Source organism: Coralloluteibacterium thermophilum, assembly GCF_042654365.1.
Classification (GTDB): domain Bacteria; phylum Pseudomonadota; class Gammaproteobacteria; order Xanthomonadales; family Xanthomonadaceae; genus Coralloluteibacterium; species Coralloluteibacterium thermophilum.
Genome location: NZ_JBHSGG010000028.1, coordinates 22,065 through 44,131, shown reverse-complemented (window position 1 = coordinate 44,131; position 22,067 = coordinate 22,065). Strand labels below are relative to the sequence as shown.

Genomic DNA, 22,067 nt, shown 5'->3' with positions numbered 1-22,067 from the left:
TGGCTTCGCAACCCCCATCTTCCAGAGATGCCCCGGGTGAACAACCTACTGAGAGATCACACCTAGCGGGCGGGCGCGCGTTCGATGAGCGCCTGCGCATCCACGCCGGGGTCCAGCGTGCCGAAGGCCAGGCCGTGGTGCGCCTCCAGACGCGAACGGCAGAAGGCGTCGGCCACCGCTGCGGCGGAGGCGTCGTCGCGCGCGGCGCGCAGGAGGATGGCGGCCTGCAGCACCAGGGCGAGGCGCTCGGTCAGCAGGCGCGCGCGGAACTCGATGGCCTCGCTGCGCGCCAGGTCCGCCTGCAGCGCCTCGACGGCCCGGTCCAGCGCCGCATGCGTGCCGCGCACCGCCGCCAGCTCGGCGAAGACGGCTTCGCGCGTCGCCGGCTCGCGGCCGAGCGCGCGCAGCACGTCCAGGCACTGGATGTTGCCGCAGCCCTCCCAGATCGAGTTCAGGGGCGCCTCGCGGTAGAGGCGGGGCAGCATCGACTCCTCGACGTAGCCGGCACCGCCCAGGCACTCCTGCGCCTCGTTGACGAAGGCCGGCGCGCGCTTGCACAGCCAGTACTTGCCCACTGCCGTGGCGATGCGCGCGAAGGCGGCTTCGCCGGGGTCGCGGGGCGCCGCGTCGACGGCGCGCGCGACCCGCAGCGCGAGGGCGATGGCCGCCTCGGACTCCAGCGCCAGGTCGGCCAGCACGTTCTGCATCAGCGCGTGCTCCACCAGCAGCCTGCCGAACGCGCGCCGGTGCCGCGCGTGGTGCAGGGCCTGCGCCAGCGCCATGCGCATCTGCGCGGCGGCACCGAGCATGCAGTCCAGCCGCGTGAGCGCGACCATCTCCAGGATGGTCGCCACGCCACGGCCTTCCTCGCCCACGCGGTGCCCCAGGGCGCCCGCGAACTCCACCTCGGCGCTGGCGTTGGACCAGTTTCCGAGCTTGTCCTTGAGCCGCATCAGGCGCAGCGCGTTGCGGCGCCCGTCCGGGCGCCAGCGCGGCACCAGGAAGCAGGTCAGGCCGGGGCCGGTCTGCGCCAGCACCAGCCACGCATCGGACATCGGCGCGGAGAAGAACCACTTGTGGCCGACGAGCAGGTAGTCGTCGCGGTCGAGGTGGCGCGCGTGCGTGGTGTTGGCGCGCACGTCGGAGCCGCCCTGCTTCTCGGTCATGCCCATGCCGAGGGTGACGCCGGCCTTCTTCGCCATGGGCAGGTCGCGCCCGTCGTAATGCGGCGCCGCGGCCTTCTCGGCCCACTCGCGCAGACCGGGCGCGTGGCGCAGCGCCGGCTGTGCGGCGTAGGTCATGGTCAGCGGGCAGCTGGTGCCCTGCTCGACCTCGTGGTGCAGGATCATCAGCGCCGCGCGCGCCACGTGGGCGCCCGGCCGCGGATCGCGCCACGGCAGGCCGGGAATCCCGTGCTCCACGCCGGCCTGCATCAACCGGTGGTAGGCCGGATGGAAGTCCACCCGGTCCACGCGGTGCCCGAAGGCGTCATGGGTGGCGAGGCGCGGACGGTCGCGGTTGGCCTCCACGCCCGCGGCGTACAGCGCATCGCCGGCGAGCGCGCCGTAGGCGCCGAGCTGCGGCTCGGCCCACGCCGCCCCTTCGCGCGCCACCGCCGCGCGCAGGACCGGGTCGCCGCGCCACAGGTCGCAGGGAGCGAAGGGCGGCGGCTGGTTCTCGACGCGATGGGTGTCGAAGTCGATGCTCATGCGGGCTCTCCTTGGCGCGTGTCACGTTCTACGGGATGCGTGCGAAGCGGCCTGGCATGCGCCGAGACGGGGCGCGCGACGCCGTATCGGCGTGCGGCGTCACGGAACCGGTGCCGCACGGCCCGCCCTGGAGACCGGCCGCGGCCGCCCCCTGCACCGCCGGCTCCTGGCCGGCGACGACGCACGCATCTCGTTCCAGGGGGCATGGCACGCTCCAGGACGGGTCCCGCGATTGTGCGCACGTCGCGCCCCGCCTGACGAGGCGCACCGCGTGACGGCGGCCTCAGCCGCGCAGCAGCCCTTCCAGCAGCAGGGGCACGGTGGCGGTCGCCGCGGCGAGGTTGGCGAAGACCTCGTCCATCGTGATCTCGACGTCCGGCGTCGGGCCGCAGCCGGCCGCCCAGTTGGCGACCAGCGCCACGCAGGCGTACTCCATGCCCAGCTCGCGGGCGAGCGCGGCCTCGGGCATGCCGGTCATGCCGACGAGGTCGCAGCCGTCGCGGCGCATGCGCGCGACCTCGGCGCGGGTCTCCAGGCGCGGACCCTGGGTGGTGCCGTAGGTGCCGCCGTCCACCGCCTCGACGCCCGCCTGCGCTGCGGCCGCCAGGATCGCGCGCCGCAGCGACGCGGTGTAGGGCTCGCCGAAATCGATGTGGCGGACCTCGGCGCCGGGGGCGTCGCAGTAGCTCGACAGGCGGCCGTCGGTGTAGTCGATCAGCTGGTCCGGCACGCCCACCGCACGCGGACCGTAGCGCTCGGTGATGCCGCCGACCGCATTGACGGCGAGCACGCGCTTGACGCCCAGTTCGTGCAGCAGCCAGAGGTTGGCGCGGTAGTTGATGCGGTGCGGCGCCACCGTGTGCCCCTCGCCATGGCGGGCGAGAAAGGCCACCCGGTGGCCCTTGAAGCTGCCCACGCGCGCGGCGCCCGAGGGCTCCCCGTAGGGCGTCGCGTGCGAGACCGCCTCGGCGTCGTCGAGACCGGCCAGCTTGTACAGCCCGGTGCCGCCGATCACGGCCAGGGCGATGGGAGTGGTGTCGCTCATGTCAGTCCTTCAGCGCGTAGATCGCGGGCAGGTTGCGACCCTGCTCGTGGTAGTCCATCCCGAAGCCGAACACGTAGCGGTCCGGCACGTCGATGCCGACGTAGTCGGCCACCAGTCCCGGCACGCAGCGGTCGTGGTCCTTGCGGGTCATGGCGGCGATGCGCACCTCCGCCGCGCCCTCGCCGAGGCACCAGTCGCGGATGCCCGCGAGCGTGTGGCCCTCGTCGAGGATGTCGTCCACCAGGAGCACGCGGCGGCCGGCCAGCGGCGTGCGCGGGCGATGCAGCCAGTGCAGCTCGCCGCCGGAGGTGTGGCCGCGGTAGCGCGTGGCGTGCAGATAGTCGAACTCCAGGTCCACGCCCTCCCCCACCTGCAGCGCGAGCAGGCCGGCGAACGGCAGCGCGCCGTTCATGACCGTGAGGTAGAGCGGACGCGCGCCGGCGTAGTCGGCGCGGATGCGCTCGGCCATGTCGGCGATGGCCGCGTCGATGGCGACGCGGTCGAACAGCAGCTCGGCGTTCGCCAGCGCGTCGGAAAGATCGGGTCGGGTGGTCATGGGCTCGGGGCGGATCGGCATGTCGTGGGCGGGACCGCGGGCTCAGGCGAGCGCCTGCGGGTCGGCGAATGTAGCGCGTGCCGCCGCATGCCGCGGATCGGCGAGCAGCCGATCCCAGTCGAGCGGCTCGCGCGCGGCCAGGGCGGACAGGTCGGCGCCCGGGCCGCGGCCGTCCACCGCCGCGAGCGCCTCGGGGACCAGCTCGGGATGGCAGACCAGGACCACGTCGCAGCCGGCGTCGAGATGCGCACGTACGCGGGCGCCGACGCCGCCGGCCGCGTCCGCCGCCGCCATGCCGATGTCGTCGGAGAAGGCGATGCCGCGGAAGCCCAGCTCGCCGCGCAGGATCTCGATCCAGCGCGGCGCGTAACCGGCCGGCTGCGGCGCCACGGCGGGATAGCTCACGTGCGCCAGCATCACCGCGTCCGCACCGGCGGCGATGCCGGCCGCGAACGGCACCAGGTCCTCGCCGCGCAGCGTGTCGAGGGCACGCGGATCGCTCGCGGCGTCGAAATGGGTGTCCTCGAGCACCGAACCGTGTCCCGGGAAGTGCTTGAGCGTCGCGGCCATGCCGGCGGCGTGCATGCCGCGCACGTAGGCCGCGGCGAAGGCGGCGACCACGGCGGGCTGCGCGTGGAAGGCCCGGTCGCCGATGGCGCGGTTGCCGCGCCCCAGATCGACCACGGGCGCGAAGCTCAGGTCCACCCCGGCGGCCCGCACCTCGCTCGCCATCAGCCACGCGTGCTCGCCGGCCAACCGGAGTGCGGCTTCCGGATCGCGCGCATGCAGGGCGCCGAAGGCCGCCAGCGGAGGCAGCGCGGCGAAGCCGTCGCGGAACCGCTGCACGCGTCCGCCCTCCTGGTCCACCGCGATCAGCAGCGGCCGCGGCCTGGCGGCGCGGATGGAGGCGCACAGGGCGGCCACCTGCTCCCGCGAGGCGAAGTTGCGGGCGAACAGCACCACGCCCGACACCGCGGGGTGCGCGAACCACGCGCGCTCCGCGTCGGCGACCGTGTGCCCGGCGATCCCGATCAGCAGCATGCGTGGCTCCTCCGGTCGCGGCTGAAGCCGCTCCTACGGGAAAATCCTGTGCCCGAGGGTAGGAGCGGCTTCAGCCGCGACCCGCGCGCCACCGCATCCTGCCTGCGCCCGGCGAAGCGGTTCATTCGTCACCCCGCTCGGCCGCGCTCCAGGTCGAGTACGGCCGCGCCGCGAGCGCGAGGTTGTAGTAGCGCTGCGCGTCGGTGACCTCCGCGCCGAGCCACGCCGGGCGCTCGAAGGCCGCGTCGGCCTGCTCGAGTTCCAGCTCGGCCACGACGAGCCCGGCGTTGTCGCCGAGGAACTCGTCGATCTCCCAGAGCCGCCCGCCGTGGCGCACGTAGTGGCGGCGCTTGTCGATGCGGCCGCCCACGCACAGCGCGAGCAACGCCTCCGCGTCGGCCAGCGGGATCGGGTAGTCGAACTCCTGGCGGGTGTGGCCGGTCTCGCGCGACTTCAGGTTGAGGAAGCCCTCCTCCCCCGCGATCCGCACCCGCACCGAGGCCCGCTGGCGCCCGGCGTCGAGCGCGTCCATGTCGTTGATGTAGCCCTGCGCCATGCGCACCACCGCGTGCGCCGCGGCCCGCCAGGCGTCGGAGACGACGAGGAACTTGCGCTCGATCTCGATGGGCATGCGCCACTCCTGCGAAACGATGCGGGAATTCTCGCATCCGAGCGCCAGCGGCGCTGCCTCAGCGCTCGAACACCGCAATGGACTCGACGTGTGCGGTGTGCGGGAACATGTCCATCACGCCGGCGGCGACGAGGCGCCAGCCGCGCTCGTTGACGAGGTAGCCCGCGTCGCGGGCGAGCGAGCCGGGGTGGCAGCTCACGTAGACGATGCGGCGCAGACCGTCGAGCGGGAGCTGCGCCAGCACGGCGTCGGCGCCGGAACGCGGCGGGTCGAGCAGCAGGATGTCGAAGCCGGCGCGCATCCACGGCTCGCCGCGGAGGTCCTGGGTGAGGTCGGCGGCATGGAACTCGGCATTGCCGAGGCCGTTGGCCTGCGCGTTCTCGCGGGCGTGGCGGACCAGGGCCGCGTCGCCCTCCACGCCCACTACCTGCCCGGCGCGGCGTGCCAGCGGCAGGGTGAAGTTGCCGAGACCGCAGAACAGGTCGAGTACGCGGTCGGTGGGCCGGGGCGCGAGCAGCTCCAGCGTGCGCGCGATCATGGCGCGGTTGAGGCCGCCGTTGACCTGGATGAAGTCCAGCGGCTTGAACGCCAGACGCAGGTCGGAGTCGTCCACCGCGAAGTCCAGCGCCACGCCGTCGGCCGGCCACAGCGGCACCACCGAATCCGGCCCCTTCGGCTGCAGGTAGACGGCGAAGCCGCGGGCCTCGCCGAAGGCCGCGAGCGCGGCCCGGTCCGCGTCCGACAGCGGCACCAGGTGGCGCACCGTCAGCGCGGCGGCGGCGTCGCCCACCACGAACTCGATCTGCGGGATCTCGCGCCGGGCGTCGAGGCTGGCGACGAGTTCCGACAACGGTGCGATCAGGGCGCCGACCTCCGGCACCACCGTGTGGCATTCCACCAGGTCGGCGACGAAACGCGGGTCGAGTTCGCGGAAGCCGACCAGGGCCTTGCCCTTCTTCTCGACCCAGCGCACCGAGAACCGCCCCTTGCGCCGATAGCCCCAGGGCTGCGCGGTGAGCGGCGGCAGCACGGTCTGCGGGCGCACGTGGCCGATGCGCTCGAAGTTCTCCAGGAGCGTGCGCTGCTTGGCCTCGATCTGCTTCGTGGCGTCGAGGTGCTGCAGGACGCAGCCCGAGCACACGCCGAAGTGCGGGCAGCGCGGCGCGATGCGGTCGGGCGACGGCTGGAGCACGTCCAGCGTCGCCGCCTCGTCGAAGCTGCGGTTGCGCCCGGTCTGCCGCGCCCGGACCCGCTCGCCGGGCAGTGCGCCGGAGACGAAGACCGTCTTGCCGTCCTCGCGCCGTGCGACGCCGCGCCCGTCATGGCTCAGATCGACGATGTCGAGTTCGAACTCGGCGGGCGTACGGTTGCGGTTGCGGCGCGACACGGCGGGCTCTTCCGGGAAAAAGAGCGGAATTATGGCGGAAAAGCGGGGAGCGAGGCTGGAGGAGCGAGAAACGAGGGAACCTACCCGGCACGCGCTCCTCTCTCCTTCTCGTTCACTCCTCAAGCAGCGCGCTGCGCGCGCTCACCCCCCATCCCGGCCTTCCCCCGCAAGCGGGAGTTTGTCTCGGCAGCGGCGCGCGAGAGACGAGAAGCGAGAAACGAGGGAACGCGCGGCAGCCCGACTCCTTCCTCACTCCTCCTCACTCTCTCCTCCAGGAAAGCCTACTTCTGCCGCCAGTTGCCGCCGGCGTCCTGGTACCACCAGCCGGCGCGGGCACGGCCCACCCATTCGCGGGCGAAGGTCTCGCGCACCTGGCTCTCCCACTCGGGATGGCCGTTGGCGACCGCCACCTCGCGGTAGAGGGCGTTGCGGTCGCGGTTGTCGTCGGCGACCGCCTGGTTCAGCGCGGCGCGGTCGCGCAGCGAGACCGCAGAGGCGTCGCGCACCACGATGGTCCCGTCGCGCGCGAAGCCCAGCGCGCCCGCGTCGAAGCCGGCGGCCAGCGTGCTGCGAAAGCGCTCGCCCATGCGCGAGCGGATCGCCTGGATCGCCGGCGTGTTGAGATTGATGTCGGCGTTCTGCGCATGCGCGGTGCCGATGAAGAAGCCCACCGGATCGAAGCGCAGGCTGCGCGTCGGCGCGGCGGCCATGCCGCCCTGCCCCGGACCCTGCGCCGGCGGCGGCGCGGGCGTGTCGCCCATCACGTCGTCGACGAACTGGCGCGCGGCCTGCTCGACCTCGGCCGCGGGGAAGTACACGTTGATGGTCACGCAGGCGGTGAGGGCGAGCGCGGCCAGCAGGGTCGCTGCGAACAGTTTGCGCATGGGGCGGTCCTTGGAGCGGTTGGCGTGAGGAAGTCTAGTCGATGGTGGGCCCGTCGCCCTCGGTGGCGACCCGCAGCCGTTCGAGCAGCGTGGGCCAGTCCACCAGGCGCCGATGGCCGATCACGGTGAGCCGCGGCAGGCCGGCCCCCTCGACGATCGTATAGCCGTCCTCCGATGAACCGGCGTCGGCTGGCGCGATACCGCCCATGTGGCAGACGGTGTTCACCAGGCGGCAGCGGATGCCGATGCGCCGGTAGCGGAAGTCGTCGAAGAAGCCCAGCGCCATGCCCTGCAGGCCGCCGATGAGCCCGCCTCCGCCGCCGACGGCGGTGATGTCCTGCACCGCGCGCTGGCTGACCAGGCGCCGGCCGCGCCAGGCGTCGTCGGTGTGCAGGTGGGCGTCGAAGGCGACCACGCTCCAGTCCACCATGCGCAGGCCGTTGATGCGGCCGTCGAGCGCGCCGGTGATCTCGCCGAAGCCGAACACGCCGGTCAGCGCGCTCAGGTCGAGGCCGTCGATCGCGATGTTGGCCGAGAGCGTCGGCGCCACCCCGAAGGGGCGCTCCATCATCAGGTGGCTGATCTGGACCGTGCCGTCGAACAGCTGCAGGACGAGGTTGCCGTCGAAGTCGAGACGCCCGTCGGCATAGCGCACGCCCGGAATGCGGCCGTCGAGCCGCCCGGTGAAGGGCGGCCAGTCCAGCCAGGCCGCGAGCTGGGCGATGTCGATGCCGTCGAGGTGCATGGCGAAGGCGCCCTGGGTGTCGCGCCCGCGCAGGGGCGGCGTGATCGCCAGGGTCTCCAGGTGCAGCCAGCCGCCGAGCATCTCGATGTCGGCGGCCTCGGCCAGCGACAGCGTGCCGTCGACGCTGCGCAGGTCGAGGTCGGCGGCGAGGATCGGAATGCCGTGGATGCTCACGCCGCGCCAGGTGAGCCGTCCGCGACGCTCGCCGGCGGCGCTCCAGGCGATCGTGCCGTCCAGACCGTCGGAGCCGAAGCGGCCGTCGGGGTGGCCGGCACCGACGTCGTCCAGCCGCAGCACGGCCGCGACCGGACCCTCGGCATCCATCTCCAGCCGCGCATGCGCACCGCCGTTGAGCTGCAGCCCCGCCAGGCCGACCAGGCCGAACACGCTTTCGAGATAGCGCGGGCCCGCGCTCGCCAGGTGCCGGCTGTCGATCTCCAGGGCCAGTGCGTCCAGGCCATAGTCGGGAGCGAGCGCCAGCTCGCCCCGTACGTCGAGCGCGCGCCCGTCGCGCCAGTGCAGGCGATCGAAGCGCCAGCCCGCGTCCGCGCCCTGGGCGCCGGCGAGCGCCACCGCCACCGGCGTGTCCGGCAGGGTGACGAAGAAGCCGCCGGCGAGGAAATCGCCGCCCTCCAGCGTTCCCTCGACCGCGAGCCGCGCCCGTGCGCCGCCGCGGTAGTCGATGCGCGCCGACGCCCCCAGCCCCTCGGCGGCGAACTGGCCGTCCGGCGTGTCGAAGGCCAGTTCGCGGATCGTCAGCTCGCCGCGGCCGGCGACGGTGTCGCCGGTATCGACCTGGAACCGGCCGTCGAGGCGGCCTGCGGTGAAGCTGCCTTCCTCCCACAGCAGGGCGAGGTAGGCCTCCATCCACGCGACCGGGATGTGGCGCGCGAGGATCTCCAGACGGCCCGGCGCCTCGGCCGACTGCGCGACCTGCACCCGGCGCTCGCCGCGGCCGAACTCGCCCTCCAGCCCGGCGTCCGAAAAGGCGACCGCCAGTTCGTGCCCCGGGCCACCTCCCGCTGCGCTCACGCCGCCGCGGCAGCGCCAGATCCCACCGTCGCGCCGCAGAGCGCAGCGCCAGCGCACCGCGTCGAAGCGCATGCCGTAGTCCGGCGCCTCGAGCCGGCGCACGCGCAGGTCGAGCGCCCCCTCGCTGGCCCCGTCCGGCCAGTCCAGGCGCAGGTCCACGCCGCTGGCGGTCGCGACCGTGGCGTCGACCGCGGCGACCCGCATCTCCAGCACCCGTGCGGCGGCGGGCGTCGCCGCCAGCAGCGCGAGCAGCGCCAGGCAGGCCGCGCCGACGCGGCGGTGCAGCTTGCGACGGAGGAAGAGGCACAGCATGCTCGCCAGCATAGCCGCCCAGTACAGATGGATCTGTCATGCATTCTTCCGGCGCTCCCACGCGTCCCCGCGTCCTGCTGGTCGAGGACGACCCGGCCAGCCGCGGCTTCCTCGCCCAGGCCCTCGAGGCCCTGCCCGTCCAGGTGGACGTGGCCGCCGACCTCGGCGAGGCGCGCCTGCGCGCCTGCGATGCGCACGTGCTCTGGCTGTCCGACGCCAACCTGCCCGACGGCAGCGGGGAGGAGTTCGTGCTCGACGTGCGTGCGCGCTTCCCCCAGGTGCCCGCGCTCGCGCTCACCGCCGGTGCGTCCGAGGAGCGCAGGGCCTCGCTGCGGCAGGCCGGCTTCCTCGCGGTGCTGCTGAAGCCCATCGGCGTGCAGGCGCTGCACGAGGCGGTGCGCGCCCACGTGCCGGCGCTCGCGCCGGCCTGGGACGAGGCGCAGGCGCTGGCCGCCGCCAACGGCAACGCGGCCACCGCAAGTGCGCTGCGCGACCTGTTCCTGTCCGAGCTTCCCGGTCAGCGCGAGCAGGTGCTGGCGGCCCTCGCCCGCGGCGACCACGCCAGTGCCCGCACGGAGCTGCATCGCCTGAAGTCGGGCTGCGGCTTCGTGGGGGCGCGGCGCCTGCGTGCCGCGGTGCTCGCGCTGGATGCGGCCCTCGCGGACCCGGCCTGCCGCAGCGGCTTCGAGCGCGCGGTGGAGGAGATCCTCACGACGCAGGCGGCCTGAGCCGCGCGAACTCGCCGAGGAGGCCCCAGGAGCGCAGCGGGCGCGGCCCGAGGTGGTGGGCGATCACCCCGCGCAGCGCGTCGCGCAGTTCCCGCAGGTCCTGCGTCCCGGGCTCGGTGTCGGCGTCCAGCGCCAGCAGCGCCGCGCCGGTCACCGAACGCACCTGTGCCTGGCGTTCGCGCAGCGGACCGCGCTCGGGATCGAGGCGGTAGCGGGCGCCCGGCTCCAGCGGCGCGCCGTCGGCGTCGCAGTCCAGCGGAAGGCCATAGCCGAGGATGCCGATGAGGTCGCGCTCGAACCGTCGCAGCGTCCAGGCGGTGTGCGCGGGCGCCTCGGCCAGGGCGACCAGCGTCTCGGCGAAGCGGTCGAAGGCTTCCGGCAACGCATCGCCGCGGGGCGCGAGGCGCAGCAGCAGTTCGCTGGCGTAGAGGCCGGCCAGCAGCGCGTCCCCCACCGGCATGGGCATCGGCGCGGCGGCTTCCGCCCGCGAGAGCGTACCGAGATCGCCACGCTGCACGTAGTCGACGAGGACCGCCTGCAGCGGCTGCAGGGCGGCACGGAGCGATTGCTTGCGGGGCCCGCGCACGCCGCGCGCGACCAGGCCGATGCGGCCGTGGTCGCGGGTCATCAGCTCGACCAGCAGGCTGCTCTCGCGGTAGGGCGTGGCGTGGAGGACGAACGCCGGCTGGGCTTCGATGCGCATGGCGGCGTCGGCGCCGCCTCAGTCCTTCGCGGCGAACGCGGCCATGACCTCCGCGCCGGTCATCATCGTCGTGGCCTCTGCGAAGTTGTAGTACGCAGGCTTGCTGTCCACGAAGATCTGGCTGGCCAGGCGCACCCCCTCCGCCGGCTCGAGCAGGCCGACCGGAACGAAGTAGCCGCCGCCCTCGCGCATGCGGAAGAACAGGTGCGTCCCGCAGCGTGCGCAAAACCCGCGCTGCGCCCACTCGGACGAGTCGTAGAGGGCGACGTGCTCGCCGCCCTCGATGCGGACGTCGGTGCCGCAGTCCAGCGCCAGCAGCGGGCCGCCCGACCAGCGGCGGCAGGTCGCGCAGTGGCAGGCGTCCACGTGCCGCCCCGCCTTCGTCGCCGTCAGGCGCACCGCGCCGCAGAGGCAGCGGCCCTCGCCGCGGAAGGTCGCGTCGGTCTCCATCGTGCTCACTCCGCGTAGCCGAAGCGCTTGAGCGCGGCTTCGTCGTCCGACCAGCCCTCGCGCACGCGGCACCAGAGCTCCAGGAAGACCTTGCGGCCGAACAGCTTCTCCATGGCGGTGCGGGCGCCGGCGCCGATCTCCTTGAGCCGCTCGCCGCCCTTGCCGATCACGATGGGCTTCTGGCCCTCGCGCTCGACCCAGATCACCGCGCCGATGCGCAGCAGGTTGCCGTCTTCCTCGAAGCGCTCGATCTCCACCGTGGTCGAGTACGGCACCTCCTCGCCGAGCCGGAGCATCAACTGCTCGCGGACCAGCTCGCCGGCGAGAAAGCGCTCGCTGCGGTCGGTGATCTCGTCCTCGCCGTACAGCGGCGGGGACTCCGGCAGCGCGGCGAGCATGCTCGCCACCAGCGGGCGCAGGCCGTCCTGCTTGCGTGCGGCGACCGGATGGACGGCGATGAAGTCGCGCCCCTCGGTCACCTTGGCGATGAAGGGCAGCAGCTCGCCCTTGTCCTTGATCCTGTCGGTCTTGTTGATGACCAGGATGCAGGGCACGCCCGCCTCGGCCAGGGCCTGGTAGGCGAGACCGTCCTCCTCGCGCCACTGCCCCGCCTCGATCACCAGGACCGCGGCCTGCACCTCCATGAGCGCACCGCGGGCGGCGCGGTTCATGTAGCGGTTCATCGCGCGCTTCCCGCTGCTGTGCAGGCCGGGCGTATCGACCAGGAGAATCTGCCCGTCCTGGAACGTGGCGATGCCCAGCAGCCGGTGGCGGGTCGTCTGCGGACGCGGCGAGACGATGCTCACCTTGGCGCCGACCAGGGCGTTGACGAGGGTGGACTTGCCGACGTTGGGCCGGCCGACGACCGCGACGTAGCCGGCGCGGTGGGGGATCTCTGAGGTGGTATTCACCGGGCGATTGTAGAGCGTGTCGCGCCCGTGCGGGCGTGACGGGTCCGGAATCCCCCGCGGCCGCCCGGCGGCCTCAGCCGGGGCCGCGCCGCGGCGCCCTGGGCACGTCCAGGCGCGCCAGCAGCTCGGCCGCGGCGCACTGTTCGGCCGCACGTCGCGAGCTGCCCTGGCCGGAGGCGGTGTCCACCGGGTCGGCCAGGTCGCAGCGCACGAAGAAGACCTTGTCGTGCTCGTCGCCGCGCGCCTCCACCAGGGTGTACACCGGCAGCGGCTTGCCGCGGCCCTGCAGCCACTCCTGCAGGCGGGTCTTGGCGTCCTTCTCGACCTTGCCGACCACCAGCTCGGCCACCAGCGGCTCGAACCAGCCCAGGACCACGGCCCGGCAGGCGTCGAAGCCCGCGTCGAGGTAGATCGCGGCGATGACGGCTTCCAGCGCGTCGGCGAGGATGGAATCGCGGCGGTGCCCGCCGCTCTTCATCTCGCCCGGCCCCAGGGCCAGCTTCGCGCCGAGGTCCATGCTGCGCGCCAGTCCGGCGAGCGTGGCCTCGCGCACCAGTTGCGCGCGGGCGCGGGTCATGGCGCCCTCGTCCGCCTTGGGCCACCGCAGGAACAGGGCCTCCGCGACGATCATGTTGAGCAGCGCGTCTCCCAGGAACTCGAGACGCTCGTTATGCCGCCCGGCGGCGCTGCGGTGGGTCAGCGCCTGCTCGAGGAGGCTCCGGTCGGCGAACCGGTGCCCGAACGCGGTCGGCCCCTCGCTCAATCGATCTCGCCCTGGCGCATCAGGTCGACGGTGCGGTCGAAGCTCGCCACCACGTCGATGTTGTAGATGAGCGGGCGACGCACCTCGTACTTCACGTTGAGGGTGTAGCCCTGCCCGCTGCGGGTGATCTTGATGTTGTTCGGCTTGACGCTGTCGACGTAGGAGATGTCGAAGCGGCGGTTGAGCAGGTCGCGTACCCGGTTCGGCTCCATGGAGGCGACGCCGGGCTCGTTGGCCACGCCCTTCATGGCGCTGACCACCGAGTAGTACTCGGAATACACCGGGAACAGCCGCATGGCCACGTAGGCGAAGAAGCCCACGACCGCCAGCACGATGAGAAACCCCAACAGAGTGATGCCGCGTTGCCTGCTCGCCATGGCCTGTGTCTCCCCGATGCGGGCGGCCCCTGGCCCCCGCGGATTCCGTCGTTGCCCGCCGCGACGCGGCGGGATCCTCCCCTTGCCCCGTTCCGCCGCTGTCGCGGCGCCCCCGGGTCAGCGAATGCTATCTCCGATTCGCGACGCATCAAATCCGTCGGTGCAGAACCAGCCCTGGCAGTTGAGCCAGATGAAGAAGGCCCTGCCGACCAGGTTCTCCTCCGGGACGAAGCCCCAGACGCGGCTGTCCTCGGAGTTGTCGCGGTTGTCCCCCATCACGAAGTAGTGCCCCGCGGGCACCGTCCAGTTGCCGACCAGGCGCGGGTCGGCGTAGCGATAGATCTGCAGGCTCTGGTGGGTGCGGTCGCCGAGGTGCACGCGCTGGGTCAGCGCGCCGGCCATGTCCCGGTCGGCACCGGCGCCCGCGTAGGGCCCGATCGGCTGCACCGTCACGCGGCGGCCGTTGATGGTGAGCGAATGGTCCTCCCCGAAGGCGATCTCGTCGCCCGGCAGGCCGACGACACGCTTGATGTAGTCCACCCCGCGCGCCGGATCGTCCGGCCCCATGCCGGGATAGCGGAACACCACCACGTCGCCGCGGGCGGGCTCGCCCAGCTCGACCACCTTCTGCTTGGTCACCGGCAGGCGCAGGCCGTAGCTGAACTTGTTCACCAGGATGAAGTCGCCGGTGAGCAGGGTCGGCATCATCGAACTGGAGGGGATGCGGAACGGCTCGGCGATGAAGCTGCGCAGGATCAGCACCGCGAAGATCACCGGGAACAGCGAGCGGGAGTACTCCACCACGGCCGGCTCGTGCGCCGCCCCGCCCCTGGCCTCGCGGCGCTTGCGGAAGAACAGCGCGTCCAGCAGCCAGACGATGCCGGTCACCACAGACAGCAGCACGAGGATGTTTTCGAACCAGGCCATTCCTGTTCCTTGAGGATGCGCGCACCGATTGAGCGGGCCCACCGGGCCGCCGCCCAGTGCGCCAAGTCATGGATCGGCTACTTGTTGTTGTCCGTCGAGAGCACGGCGAGGAAGGCCTCCTGCGGGATCTCCACCCGGCCGACCTGCTTCATGCGCTTCTTGCCTTCCTTCTGCTTTTCCAGAAGCTTCTTCTTGCGGGAGATGTCGCCGCCGTAGCACTTGGCCAGCACGTTCTTGCGCAGCGCCTTGACCGTGGTCCGCGCGATGATCTGTCCGCCGATCGCGGCCTGGATGGCCACGTCGAACTGCTGGCGCGGGATCAGGTCCTTCATCCGCTCGGTCAGCTCGCGCCCGCGGCGGTCTGCCAGCGAGCGGTGGGTGATGATCGACAGCGCGTCGACCTTGTCGCCGTTGATGAGGGTGTCCACCCGCACGAAGGCGCCGGCCTGGAAGCGCAGGAAGTGGTAGTCCAGCGACGCATAGCCGCGGCTCACCGACTTCAGGCGGTCGAAGAAGTCGAGCACCACCTCGGCCATCGGCAGCTCGTAGCTGATCTGCACCTGGCTGGCGAGGTACTGGATGTTGGTCTGGACGCCGCGCTTCTCCTCGCAGAGCTTGATCACCGCGCCGACGTACTCGTCGGGCGTCAGGATGTTGGCCTGGATGATCGGCTCACGGATCTCCTCGATCTTGTTGGCCGCCGGCAGCTTGGACGGGTTGTCCAGCGGCATGGTGGTGCCGTCGGTCAGCAGCACCTCGTAGATCACCGTCGGCGCGGTGCCGATGAGGTTGAGGTCGTACTCGCGCTCCAGGCGCTCCTGCACGATCTCCATGTGCAGCATGCCGAGGAAGCCGCAGCGGAAGCCGAAGCCCATCGCCTCGGAACTCTCCGGCTCGAAGCGCAGCGCCGCGTCGTTGAGGCGGAGCTTCTCGAGCGCCTCGCGCAGCGCGGGATAGTCCTCGGCGTCCACCGGGAACAGGCCGGAGAACACGCGCGGCTGCATCTCTTGGAAGCCCGGCAGCGGCGCCGGCGCCGGATCCGCGGCGAGGGTGAGCGTGTCGCCCACCGGCGCGCCGTGCACGTCCTTGATCGAGGCGTTGATCCAGCCCACCTCGCCCGCGCGCAGCGCGCTCGTCTTGGTGCGCTTGGGCGTGAAGATGCCGACGTCGTCCACCTGATAGCTGCGGCCGGTGGACATCACCTGGATCTTGTCGCCGTCGCGGATCTCGCCCTGCATGACGCGCACGAGCATCACCACGCCCAGGTAGTTGTCGAACCAGGAGTCGATGATCAGCGCCTGCAGCTTGTCCGTCTCGCGCGGCTTCGGCGGCGGGATGCGCTTGACGATGGCTTCGAGCACGTCGCGCACGTTGAGGCCCGTCTTGGCGCTCACCGCGACCGCATCGGAGGCGTCGATGCCGATCACCGCCTCGATCTCGGCCTTGACCCGGTCGATGTCGGCCGTGGGCAGGTCGATCTTGTTCAGCACCGGCACCACCTCCAGCCCCTGCTCCACCGCGGTGTAGCAGTTGGCGACCGACTGCGCCTCGACGCCCTGGGCGGCATCGACCACCAGCAGCGCGCCCTCGCAGGCGGCGAGCGAGCGGCTGACCTCGTAGGAGAAGTCGACGTGCCCGGGAGTGTCGATGAAGTTCAGGTAGTAGGTCTGGCCGTCCAGCGCGGTGTACGGCAGCGAGACCGACTGGGCCTTGATGGTGATGCCGCGCTCGCGCTCGATCGGGTTGTTGTCGAGCACCTGGGCTTCCATCTCGCGCTCGGTCAGGCCGCCGCAGAGCTGGATGATGCGGTCGGCGAGCGTCGACTTGCCGTGGTCGACGTGGGCGATGATGGAGAAGTTGCGGATGTTCCGCATCGAATCGGAAGCCATGGGGGCGGGCGCGGATCGGGTCTGAAAAAACGCGCCATTGTGGCACGCCGCCATGACGCCTCCAACGGCGGCGGGCCGGCGCAGGGCCGGCCCGCCGGATGCGATCACTCGCTGCGGCGCGGGGTGATCGTCACGAACTGCGAGGCATTGCCGCGGCGGATCAGCAGCATCACCGGCCGACCCTCGCCCGCCGCGCGCACCGCGCGCTCGAACTCGGCGACGCTGCCGACGTCGGTGCGGCCGACGCGGGTGACGATGTCGCCGCGGCGCAGGTCGGTGCGCTGCGCGACTTCCGGGGCGACCCGCGCCACGACCACGCCGACGCCGTCCTCCAGGCCGAGCTGGGCGCGCTGCTGCGCGGTCAGCTCCTGCACCGCGATACCCAGCGCGTTGGTGCTGGACTCGCCGCGTGCGTTGCGGGCCGGCACGGTGGAGGCGCCGTCGGCGGAGGCTTCGCCGAGGGTCGCGGTCAGGTTGCGGCGACGCCCCTCCCGCAGCACGGTGACGGTGGCGCGGGTGCCCGGCGCGGTGGCGCCCACCAGCGGCGGCAGGTCGGAGGAGCGCGTCACGTCCTGGCCGTTGAAGGCCACGATGACGTCGCCGACCTCGATGCCCGCCCGCTCGGCGGCGCTGCCCGGCTCCACGTTCGCCACCAGGGCGCCCATCGGACGGTCCAGGTCGAGCGCGCGCGCGTCGGCCTGGGTCACCTCCTGCACGTTGACGCCGAGCATGCCGCGGCTGACGCGGCCGGTCTCCTTGATCTGCTGCACGGCGTTCATGGCGGTGTCGATCGGGATCGCGAAGCTCACGCCCATCCAGCCGCCGGAGTTGGAGAAGATCTGCGAGTTGATGCCGACCACCTCGCCGCTGGTGTTGAGCAGCGGCCCCCCGGAGTTGCCGCGGTTGATCGCGACGTCGGTCTGGATGAAGGGCACGTACTGCTGCTGCGCGTAGCTGTTGGAGCGGCCGGTCGCGCTGACGATGCCCGCCGTGACGGAATTGTCGAAGCCGAACGGCGAGCCGATCGCGATCACCCACTGGCCGGGCTTGAGCGTGTTGGAGTTGCCCACGCGCAGCGTCGGCAGGCCGGTGGCCTCGACCTTGAGCAGGGCGATGTCGGTCTGCGCGTCGCTGCCGACCAGCTCGGCGGTCAGCTCGCGGCGGTCGTTGAGGCGCACGGTGATCTCGTCCGCGCCCTCGACCACGTGGTGGTTGGTCAGCACGTAGCCGTCGGCGGAGATGATGAAGCCGGTTCCCATCGAGGTGCCGCCGCGCCCGCCCGGCGGCGGCATCGGCAGCCCCGGGCCGAAGAAGCGCCGGAAGAACTCCGGGATCTCCTCGTCGGCCGGATAGCCGCCACCGCGCCGCATCGCGCTCGGGGTCTGCGTCGCTTGAATGTTCACGACCGCCGGGCCGACCTCCTCCACCAGCGGGGAGAAGTCGGGCAGGTTCACGGTGGCGGCGGAGGCCCCTGCGCTGGCGAACAGCAGCAGGCAGGCGAGAGCGAAAGGCCGGAATGGAGTCATGGGCGGATCGCGTCCTTCTTGCGGGTTGATCGGGAACGGAGCGGCGGCGCAGCGCGCCGTCGCGTGCAGGGATGGAGGCGGCAGGGCCGACTCAGCGGTCGGCGGCCTCCGCCTCGGCGGGCGGCGGCGCCTCGGGGACCGGCTGCAGCATCAGCGAGGCGTGCATGGGGTCGGAGACGAGTCCCGCCGACGGCCAGGGCCGTGCGGGGGCATCCCCCACCGCGACCGGCAGCAGCACGGAGGCGTCCGGGTCCTGCGGCGGCACCGGCTGGCTGAGGCGGTTGAACGGGTTCGGCGACGGGCCCGCATACAGCGGCACCACCACCGGCGACTCGTCGGCCACGGCCGGCTGCGCCGCCTCGTCGACCGGACGGGCGACCAGCATGGCGACTACGGCGACCGATGCGGCCACGGCCGCGCCGGCGCCCCACAGCCTGCGCCGCGGCGCGCTTTCCGCCACCACGTCGGCCGCCTCGGCCACGGCCGGGTCGGGCACGCGCGTCCCGGCGAGGACCCGGGCGACGAAGTCGTCGTCCGCACGGCGCTGCGGCACGCGCTTCAGGGCGTCGGCGGCGATCTGCCAGCGCTCCCAGCGCGCGGCCAGCGCGGCGTCGGCGGACACGCGCCGCAGCAGGAACCGGGTCTGGTCCGGCCCGAGTTCGCCGTCGCGCAGGGCCGACAACTGTTCTTCGACGGAAGGCATGGAGTGGTTCATGGGAAACGGCAGGCGGATCGTGAAGACAGCGGGAACGGGAACCTGGCGCGACGCTCAGCGCCGTGCGCGGTCGCCGTCGAGCAGGGGGCGCAGGCGCGCGTCGATGGCCTCGCGGGCCCGGAAGATGCGCGAGCGCACCGTGCCGATGGGGCACCCCATGCGCTCGGCGATCTCCTCGTAGCTGAGCCCATCGACCTCGCGCAGCGTGATGGCGTCGCGCAGTTCCTGCGGAAGCTCTGCGACGGTCGCCGCCACGGTGCGCTCGATCTCCTGGCGCTGGAGCTCCTGCTCCGGCGTGTCGGTGTCGCGCAGGCGGTCGCCCGCGTCGAAGTTGACCGCGTCCGCCGCGTCGATGTCCTCGGCCGGCGGGCGCCGGTTGTGGCTGACCAGGTGGTTCTTCGCGGTGTTGACCGCGATCTTGTAGAGCCACGTGAAGAACTGGCTGTCGCCGCGGAAGTTGCCCAGCGCCCGGTAGGCGCGGATGAAGGTGTCCTGGGCGACGTCCTGCGCCTCGCTCCAGTCGTGCACGTAGCGGCCGATGAGCGCGACGATGCGGTGCTGGTACTTGCGTACCAGCAGCTCGAATGCGGCGTCGTCGCCAGCCTGGAAGCGTTGTACCAGCGCATTGTCGGTGTCCGCACCGTTATCGTTCTCGCCCATCCGGGCCGGCACTCCTCGAGCGACGGCCATCGGCCGTATGCATTGACAGGCCGCGACGCGAAAAGTTCACGCCACGGTGGACGGGCACGCAGCCGCCGGCGACGGGCCGCGGCGCGGCGGCGCGGCGACGTTGACCGGGCCAAACCCCTGCCGGGATGATACGGGCTTTCCCCCATACCCCGACGGATGGATTACGCCATGTTCGACGGCCTGCGCTTTGCGCACTGGAAACCGGAAGCGCGCCCCGACGGCATCGTCGTGCTGGTGCTGGATCGTGCCGACATGGGCGTCAACGCACTGGCACAGGCGGTGCTGGACGAACTCCAGCAACTGCTGGAGCGCATCGCCATCGAGAAGCCCAAGGGCGTGGTGATCCGCTCGGGCAAGCCGGCCGGCTTCGTGGTCGGCGCCGACGTCAAGGAGTTCCAGGACTTCGACGCCAAGGGCGCGGTGCACGATGCGATCCGCCGCGGCCAGCTGGTGTTCCAGAAGCTGGCGGAGCTGCCCTGCCCCACCGTCGCGGCCATCCACGGCCACTGCATGGGCGGCGGCACCGAGATGGCACTGGCCTGCCGCTACCGGATCGCCTCCGACGACGAGTCGACCCGGATCGGCCTGCCCGAGGTCAAGCTCGGCATCTATCCGGGCTGGGGCGGCAGCGTGCGGCTGCCGCGGCTGGTCGGCGCGCCGGCCGCCTTCGACATGATGCTCACGGGCCGCGCGCTGTCGGCCAAGGCCGCGCGCAACATCGGTCTGGTGGACAAGGTCGTGGCCGAGCCGATGCTGGTCGATGCGGCGGTGCAGCTTCTGGAGCGGGGCGTGCAGCGCCCGTTCAAGCAGCGCCTGCTGGGCGACGTCACCAACAGCTGGCCGGTGCGCCAGGCGCTGGCGCCGATGCTGGTCAAGCAGGTGGCGCGCAAGGCCCGCAAGGAGCACTACCCCGCGCCGTACGCGCTGATCGAGACCTGGCGCCGCACCGGCGGCACGGTCGAGCAGCGGCTCAAGGCCGAGGCGAAGTCGGTGACCAAGCTCGCCGGCACCCCGACCGCGCGCAACCTCATCCGCGTGTTCTTCCTGCAGGAGCGGCTGAAGGGCCTCGGCGGCAAGGAGCACGGCATCCAGCGCGTGCACGTGGTGGGTGCTGGCGTGATGGGCGGCGACATCGCCGCCTGGACCGCGCTCAAGGGCTTCGACACCACCCTCCAGGACCGCGAGATGCAGTACGTGCAGCCGGCCCTGGCGCGCGCCGACGCGCTCTACGCGAAGAAGGTGAAGGTGGACGCCAAGCGCGCCGAGACGCGCGCGCGACTGAAGGCCGACGTCGAAGGCGCGGGCGTGGCCACGGCCGACCTCGTGATCGAGGCGATCACCGAGAAGCTCGACGCCAAGCAGGCGATCTACGCCAAGGTCGAGGAGACCCTGAAGCCCGACGCGCTGCTGGTGTCCAACACGTCCTCGCTGCCGCTCGCGGACCTGCGCACCACGCTGAAGGACCCCGCACGCTTCGCGGGCCTGCACTACTTCAACCCCGTGTCGCTGATGCCGCTGGTGGAGATCGTCCGCCACGACGCGATGGCGGCCGAGACCGAGAAGCGCCTGGCCGCCTTCTGCCGCGCCATCGGCAAGCTGCCGGTGCCGGTGGCCGGGACGCCCGGCTTCCTCGTCAACCGCATCCTCGTGCCCTACATGATGGAAGCGGCGCGCGCGCACGCCGAGGGCATCCCCGGCCCGGTGATCGACCGCGCCGCGGTGAGGTTCGGCATGCCGATGGGGCCCATCGAGCTCATCGACACGGTCGGCCTCGACGTCGCCGCGAGCGTGGGCGAGGTGCTCGCCCCCTTCCTCGGCCTGGAGATCCCGCAGGGCTTCGAGCAGAAGCTCGCCGCCAGGCAGCGCGGCCGCAAGGACGGCCAGGGCTTCTACACCTGGGCCGAGGGCAAGGTGCGCAAGCCGGAGGTACCGAAGGACTACCAGGCGCCGGAGGACCTCGAGGACCGGCTCATCCTGCCGCTGCTCAACGAGGCGGTGGCCTGCCTGCACGACGGCGTGGTGGCCGATGCGGACCTGCTGGATGCCGGCGTCATCTTCGGCACCGGCTTCGCGCCCTTCCGCGGCGGTCCCATCCAGCACATCCGCAGCGTCGGCGCGCCGGCGCTCAAGGCCAGGCTGGAGCAACTGGCGGGCCGCTACGGCGACCGCTTCCTGCCGCGTCCGGGCTGGGACGCGCTCTGAGACCGCAGGGTTTCGACGGAAGAACAGCCACGGGGCGCCGCAGGGCGCCCCGTTCCGTTTGCGGCCGTCAGCGACCGAGCGTGTCCGCGCGCTGGATGCGCCCGTCGACCAGCAGCACCCGGCGCGGCAGGGTGCCGGCGCCACGGTCGTAGATCCACTCCTCGCGCCGGACCGGCGCGTAGCGCTCGCCCCTGGCGCCGTCGCGCGCCACGCGCTCCTCGTACACCGGCGTGCGCTGCGCCGGCGCGCCGCAGCGGGACAGCAGCACGGCCTCGTCGGTGCCCTGGGCGAAGGTCGCATCCGAACAGGCCGCGGTGCCAGTGCTGCTGCGGGCCACCGCGGCGACCCCGACGAGCCGGTTGTTCTCGAAGGTGAGGCGGTCGATCATCCCGCCCGCTCCGCGGTCGTAGATCCATTCCTCGATACGGCGCTCGCGCCGGGTCTCGTTCGGCCCGAGGGCGCCGCGCACGTCCACTTCGCTGCGGTCGGTGATCGAGAGCGGCTCGCCGCAGGCGCGCCGCACCTCGTAGGCGTCCTGCCCCGCGCTGACCACGCTGCTGCCGCAGCGCAGGCTCTGCGCCGCGGCGGGCGCCGCCAGCGCCGCCGCCACGACCATGACCGCCACCGGAATCCTGCCGTGCATGCCGCCCTCCTCTGCCTGCGGAAAGCGCCAGCGTACTCCTGCGGGAGGCGGTAAATCAGGAGGGGGCGCAGGAACGAAACCAGCGCAGCACCCGTTGCGTCGTCACGGGACCCCCGGCGCCCCCACGGTCGCGGCTCCCCTTGCACACGGCAAGGCGCCGGTCAGAGCGCGAACGGGAGGAACGTGCCGCGGCCCCGCACG

21 protein-coding genes are annotated in these 22,067 nt (G+C 72.4%); 2 read left to right on the top strand and 19 right to left on the bottom strand.

The annotated features are described in order from the left end of the window. Positions 1 to 62: 62 nt before the first annotated feature. From ACFO3Q_RS09915 to ACFO3Q_RS09880, 8 genes are all read right to left on the bottom strand, one after another. Entirely contained in the window at positions 63 to 1,709 is a 1,647-nt protein-coding gene (locus tag ACFO3Q_RS09915; RefSeq protein ID WP_377004512.1) for an isovaleryl-CoA dehydrogenase, read from the bottom strand. A gap of 283 nt (positions 1,710 to 1,992) precedes the next feature. Beyond that, positions 1,993 to 2,754 carry an S-methyl-5'-thioinosine phosphorylase gene (locus ACFO3Q_RS09910; protein WP_377004511.1) on the bottom strand — a complete coding sequence of 254 codons (762 nt, stop codon included), beginning with the start codon at positions 2,752 to 2,754 and terminating at the stop codon, positions 1,993 to 1,995. A 1-nt stretch (position 2,755) separates the two neighbouring features. Beyond that, a complete protein-coding gene (locus ACFO3Q_RS09905; RefSeq protein ID WP_377004510.1) occupies positions 2,756 to 3,310 on the bottom strand; it encodes a hypoxanthine-guanine phosphoribosyltransferase in 555 nt (184 codons plus the stop codon). 42 nt (positions 3,311 to 3,352) lie between these two features. Continuing rightward, positions 3,353 to 4,351 (bottom strand): beta-N-acetylhexosaminidase, encoded by a 999-nt coding sequence (nagZ, locus tag ACFO3Q_RS09900; protein ID WP_377004509.1) that lies wholly within the window; start codon positions 4,349 to 4,351, stop codon positions 3,353 to 3,355. A gap of 121 nt (positions 4,352 to 4,472) precedes the next feature. Beyond that, a complete protein-coding gene (locus ACFO3Q_RS09895; protein WP_377004508.1) occupies positions 4,473 to 4,982 on the bottom strand; it encodes a CYTH domain-containing protein in 510 nt (169 codons plus the stop codon). A gap of 58 nt (positions 4,983 to 5,040) precedes the next feature. After that, on the bottom strand, positions 5,041 to 6,369 hold the full coding sequence (gene rlmD, locus ACFO3Q_RS09890) for a 23S rRNA (uracil(1939)-C(5))-methyltransferase RlmD (RefSeq protein ID WP_377004507.1): 1,329 nt from the start codon (positions 6,367 to 6,369) through the stop codon (positions 5,041 to 5,043). A gap of 281 nt (positions 6,370 to 6,650) precedes the next feature. Then, positions 6,651 to 7,253 (bottom strand): YdbL family probable chaperone protein, encoded by a 603-nt coding sequence (locus ACFO3Q_RS09885; protein ID WP_377004506.1) that lies wholly within the window; start codon positions 7,251 to 7,253, stop codon positions 6,651 to 6,653. Between the two features lie 34 nt (positions 7,254 to 7,287). Further along, on the bottom strand, positions 7,288 to 9,342 hold the full coding sequence (locus tag ACFO3Q_RS09880; protein WP_377004505.1) for a translocation/assembly module TamB domain-containing protein: 2,055 nt from the start codon (positions 9,340 to 9,342) through the stop codon (positions 7,288 to 7,290). Positions 9,343 to 9,380: 38 nt separating this feature from the next. Here ACFO3Q_RS09880 and ACFO3Q_RS09875 point away from each other — a divergent pair, with 38 nt between their 5' ends. Beyond that, complete coding sequence (locus ACFO3Q_RS09875) at positions 9,381 to 10,070, top strand: Hpt domain-containing response regulator (RefSeq protein WP_377004504.1); 690 nt, start codon at positions 9,381 to 9,383, stop codon at positions 10,068 to 10,070. On the opposite strand, the gene recO is transcribed toward ACFO3Q_RS09875, so the two are convergent. The 10 genes from recO to rpoE all read right to left on the bottom strand — a co-directional run bounded on the left by recO (position 10,051) and on the right by rpoE (position 18,991). Continuing rightward, a complete protein-coding gene (gene recO, locus ACFO3Q_RS09870) occupies positions 10,051 to 10,773 on the bottom strand; it encodes a DNA repair protein RecO (RefSeq protein WP_377004503.1) in 723 nt (240 codons plus the stop codon). The genes ACFO3Q_RS09875 and recO overlap by 20 nt on opposite strands. Before the next feature lie 18 nt (positions 10,774 to 10,791). Beyond that, positions 10,792 to 11,223, bottom strand: coding sequence for a GFA family protein (locus ACFO3Q_RS09865; protein WP_377004502.1), 432 nt, complete (start codon positions 11,221 to 11,223; stop codon positions 10,792 to 10,794). Positions 11,224 to 11,228: 5 nt separating this feature from the next. After that, complete coding sequence (gene era, locus ACFO3Q_RS09860; RefSeq protein ID WP_377004501.1) at positions 11,229 to 12,134, bottom strand: GTPase Era; 906 nt, start codon at positions 12,132 to 12,134, stop codon at positions 11,229 to 11,231. Between the two features lie 73 nt (positions 12,135 to 12,207). After that, positions 12,208 to 12,897 (bottom strand): ribonuclease III, encoded by a 690-nt coding sequence (gene rnc, locus ACFO3Q_RS09855; RefSeq protein ID WP_377004500.1) that lies wholly within the window; start codon positions 12,895 to 12,897, stop codon positions 12,208 to 12,210. Further along, positions 12,894 to 13,274: a DUF4845 domain-containing protein gene (locus ACFO3Q_RS09850; protein ID WP_377004499.1), complete on the bottom strand. Its 381-nt coding sequence runs from the start codon at positions 13,272 to 13,274 to the stop codon at positions 12,894 to 12,896. The genes rnc and ACFO3Q_RS09850 overlap by 4 nt, the downstream gene beginning before the upstream one ends. 117 nt (positions 13,275 to 13,391) lie before the next feature. Beyond that, positions 13,392 to 14,201 (bottom strand): signal peptidase I, encoded by an 810-nt coding sequence (lepB, locus tag ACFO3Q_RS09845; RefSeq protein ID WP_377004498.1) that lies wholly within the window; start codon positions 14,199 to 14,201, stop codon positions 13,392 to 13,394. 77 nt (positions 14,202 to 14,278) lie between these two features. Then, positions 14,279 to 16,075: a translation elongation factor 4 gene (gene lepA / locus ACFO3Q_RS09840; RefSeq protein ID WP_377004514.1), complete on the bottom strand. Its 1,797-nt coding sequence runs from the start codon at positions 16,073 to 16,075 to the stop codon at positions 14,279 to 14,281. A 119-nt stretch (positions 16,076 to 16,194) separates the two neighbouring features. Beyond that, complete coding sequence (locus ACFO3Q_RS09835; protein ID WP_377004513.1) at positions 16,195 to 17,685, bottom strand: DegQ family serine endoprotease; 1,491 nt, start codon at positions 17,683 to 17,685, stop codon at positions 16,195 to 16,197. A gap of 22 nt (positions 17,686 to 17,707) precedes the next feature. Continuing rightward, entirely contained in the window at positions 17,708 to 18,319 is a 612-nt protein-coding gene (locus ACFO3Q_RS09830) for a sigma-E factor negative regulatory protein (RefSeq protein ID WP_377004497.1), read from the bottom strand. Between the two features lie 66 nt (positions 18,320 to 18,385). Continuing rightward, positions 18,386 to 18,991, bottom strand: a complete 606-nt coding sequence (rpoE, locus tag ACFO3Q_RS09825; protein WP_377004496.1) for an RNA polymerase sigma factor RpoE — start codon at positions 18,989 to 18,991, stop codon at positions 18,386 to 18,388. A 186-nt stretch (positions 18,992 to 19,177) separates the two neighbouring features. Here rpoE and ACFO3Q_RS09820 point away from each other — a divergent pair, with 186 nt between their 5' ends. After that, the gene (locus ACFO3Q_RS09820) at positions 19,178 to 21,223 is read left to right on the top strand and encodes a 3-hydroxyacyl-CoA dehydrogenase NAD-binding domain-containing protein (RefSeq protein ID WP_377004495.1); all 2,046 of its coding nucleotides are present in this window, start codon (positions 19,178 to 19,180) and stop codon (positions 21,221 to 21,223) included. A 67-nt stretch (positions 21,224 to 21,290) separates the two neighbouring features. Here the strand turns inward: ACFO3Q_RS09820 and ACFO3Q_RS09815 are convergent, their stop codons facing one another. Then, on the bottom strand, positions 21,291 to 21,866 hold the full coding sequence (locus ACFO3Q_RS09815) for a DUF2845 domain-containing protein (protein WP_377004494.1): 576 nt from the start codon (positions 21,864 to 21,866) through the stop codon (positions 21,291 to 21,293). Between the last annotated feature and the right edge of the window lie 201 nt (positions 21,867 to 22,067).

Excerpts from the sequence above, each read along its gene's own strand:
- ACFO3Q_RS09865 (WP_377004502.1), bottom strand. The coding sequence starts at position 11,223 with ATGGAGACCGACGCGACCTTCCGCGGCGAGGGCCGCTGCCTCTGCGGC.
- recO (WP_377004503.1), bottom strand. The coding sequence starts at position 10,773 with ATGCGCATCGAAGCCCAGCCGGCGTTCGTCCTCCACGCCACGCCCTAC.
- ACFO3Q_RS09820 (WP_377004495.1), top strand. The coding sequence starts at position 19,178 with ATGGATTACGCCATGTTCGACGGCCTGCGCTTTGCGCACTGGAAACCG.
- ACFO3Q_RS09885 (WP_377004506.1), bottom strand. The coding sequence starts at position 7,253 with ATGCGCAAACTGTTCGCAGCGACCCTGCTGGCCGCGCTCGCCCTCACC.
- ACFO3Q_RS09915 (WP_377004512.1), bottom strand. The coding sequence starts at position 1,709 with ATGAGCATCGACTTCGACACCCATCGCGTCGAGAACCAGCCGCCGCCC.
- nagZ (WP_377004509.1), bottom strand. The coding sequence starts at position 4,351 with ATGCTGCTGATCGGGATCGCCGGGCACACGGTCGCCGACGCGGAGCGC.
- ACFO3Q_RS09875 (WP_377004504.1), top strand. The coding sequence starts at position 9,381 with ATGCATTCTTCCGGCGCTCCCACGCGTCCCCGCGTCCTGCTGGTCGAG.
- ACFO3Q_RS09815 (WP_377004494.1), bottom strand. The coding sequence starts at position 21,866 with ATGCACGGCAGGATTCCGGTGGCGGTCATGGTCGTGGCGGCGGCGCTG.
- ACFO3Q_RS09850 (WP_377004499.1), bottom strand. The coding sequence starts at position 13,274 with ATGGCGAGCAGGCAACGCGGCATCACTCTGTTGGGGTTTCTCATCGTG.
- ACFO3Q_RS09910 (WP_377004511.1), bottom strand. The coding sequence starts at position 2,754 with ATGAGCGACACCACTCCCATCGCCCTGGCCGTGATCGGCGGCACCGGG.
- ACFO3Q_RS09895 (WP_377004508.1), bottom strand. The coding sequence starts at position 4,982 with ATGCCCATCGAGATCGAGCGCAAGTTCCTCGTCGTCTCCGACGCCTGG.
- lepA (WP_377004514.1), bottom strand. The coding sequence starts at position 16,075 with ATGCGGAACATCCGCAACTTCTCCATCATCGCCCACGTCGACCACGGC.
- rpoE (WP_377004496.1), bottom strand. The coding sequence starts at position 18,991 with ATGGGCGAGAACGATAACGGTGCGGACACCGACAATGCGCTGGTACAA.
- ACFO3Q_RS09880 (WP_377004505.1), bottom strand. The coding sequence starts at position 9,342 with ATGCTGTGCCTCTTCCTCCGTCGCAAGCTGCACCGCCGCGTCGGCGCG.
- ACFO3Q_RS09905 (WP_377004510.1), bottom strand. The coding sequence starts at position 3,310 with ATGACCACCCGACCCGATCTTTCCGACGCGCTGGCGAACGCCGAGCTG.
- ACFO3Q_RS09830 (WP_377004497.1), bottom strand. The coding sequence starts at position 18,319 with ATGCCTTCCGTCGAAGAACAGTTGTCGGCCCTGCGCGACGGCGAACTC.
- lepB (WP_377004498.1), bottom strand. The coding sequence starts at position 14,201 with ATGGCCTGGTTCGAAAACATCCTCGTGCTGCTGTCTGTGGTGACCGGC.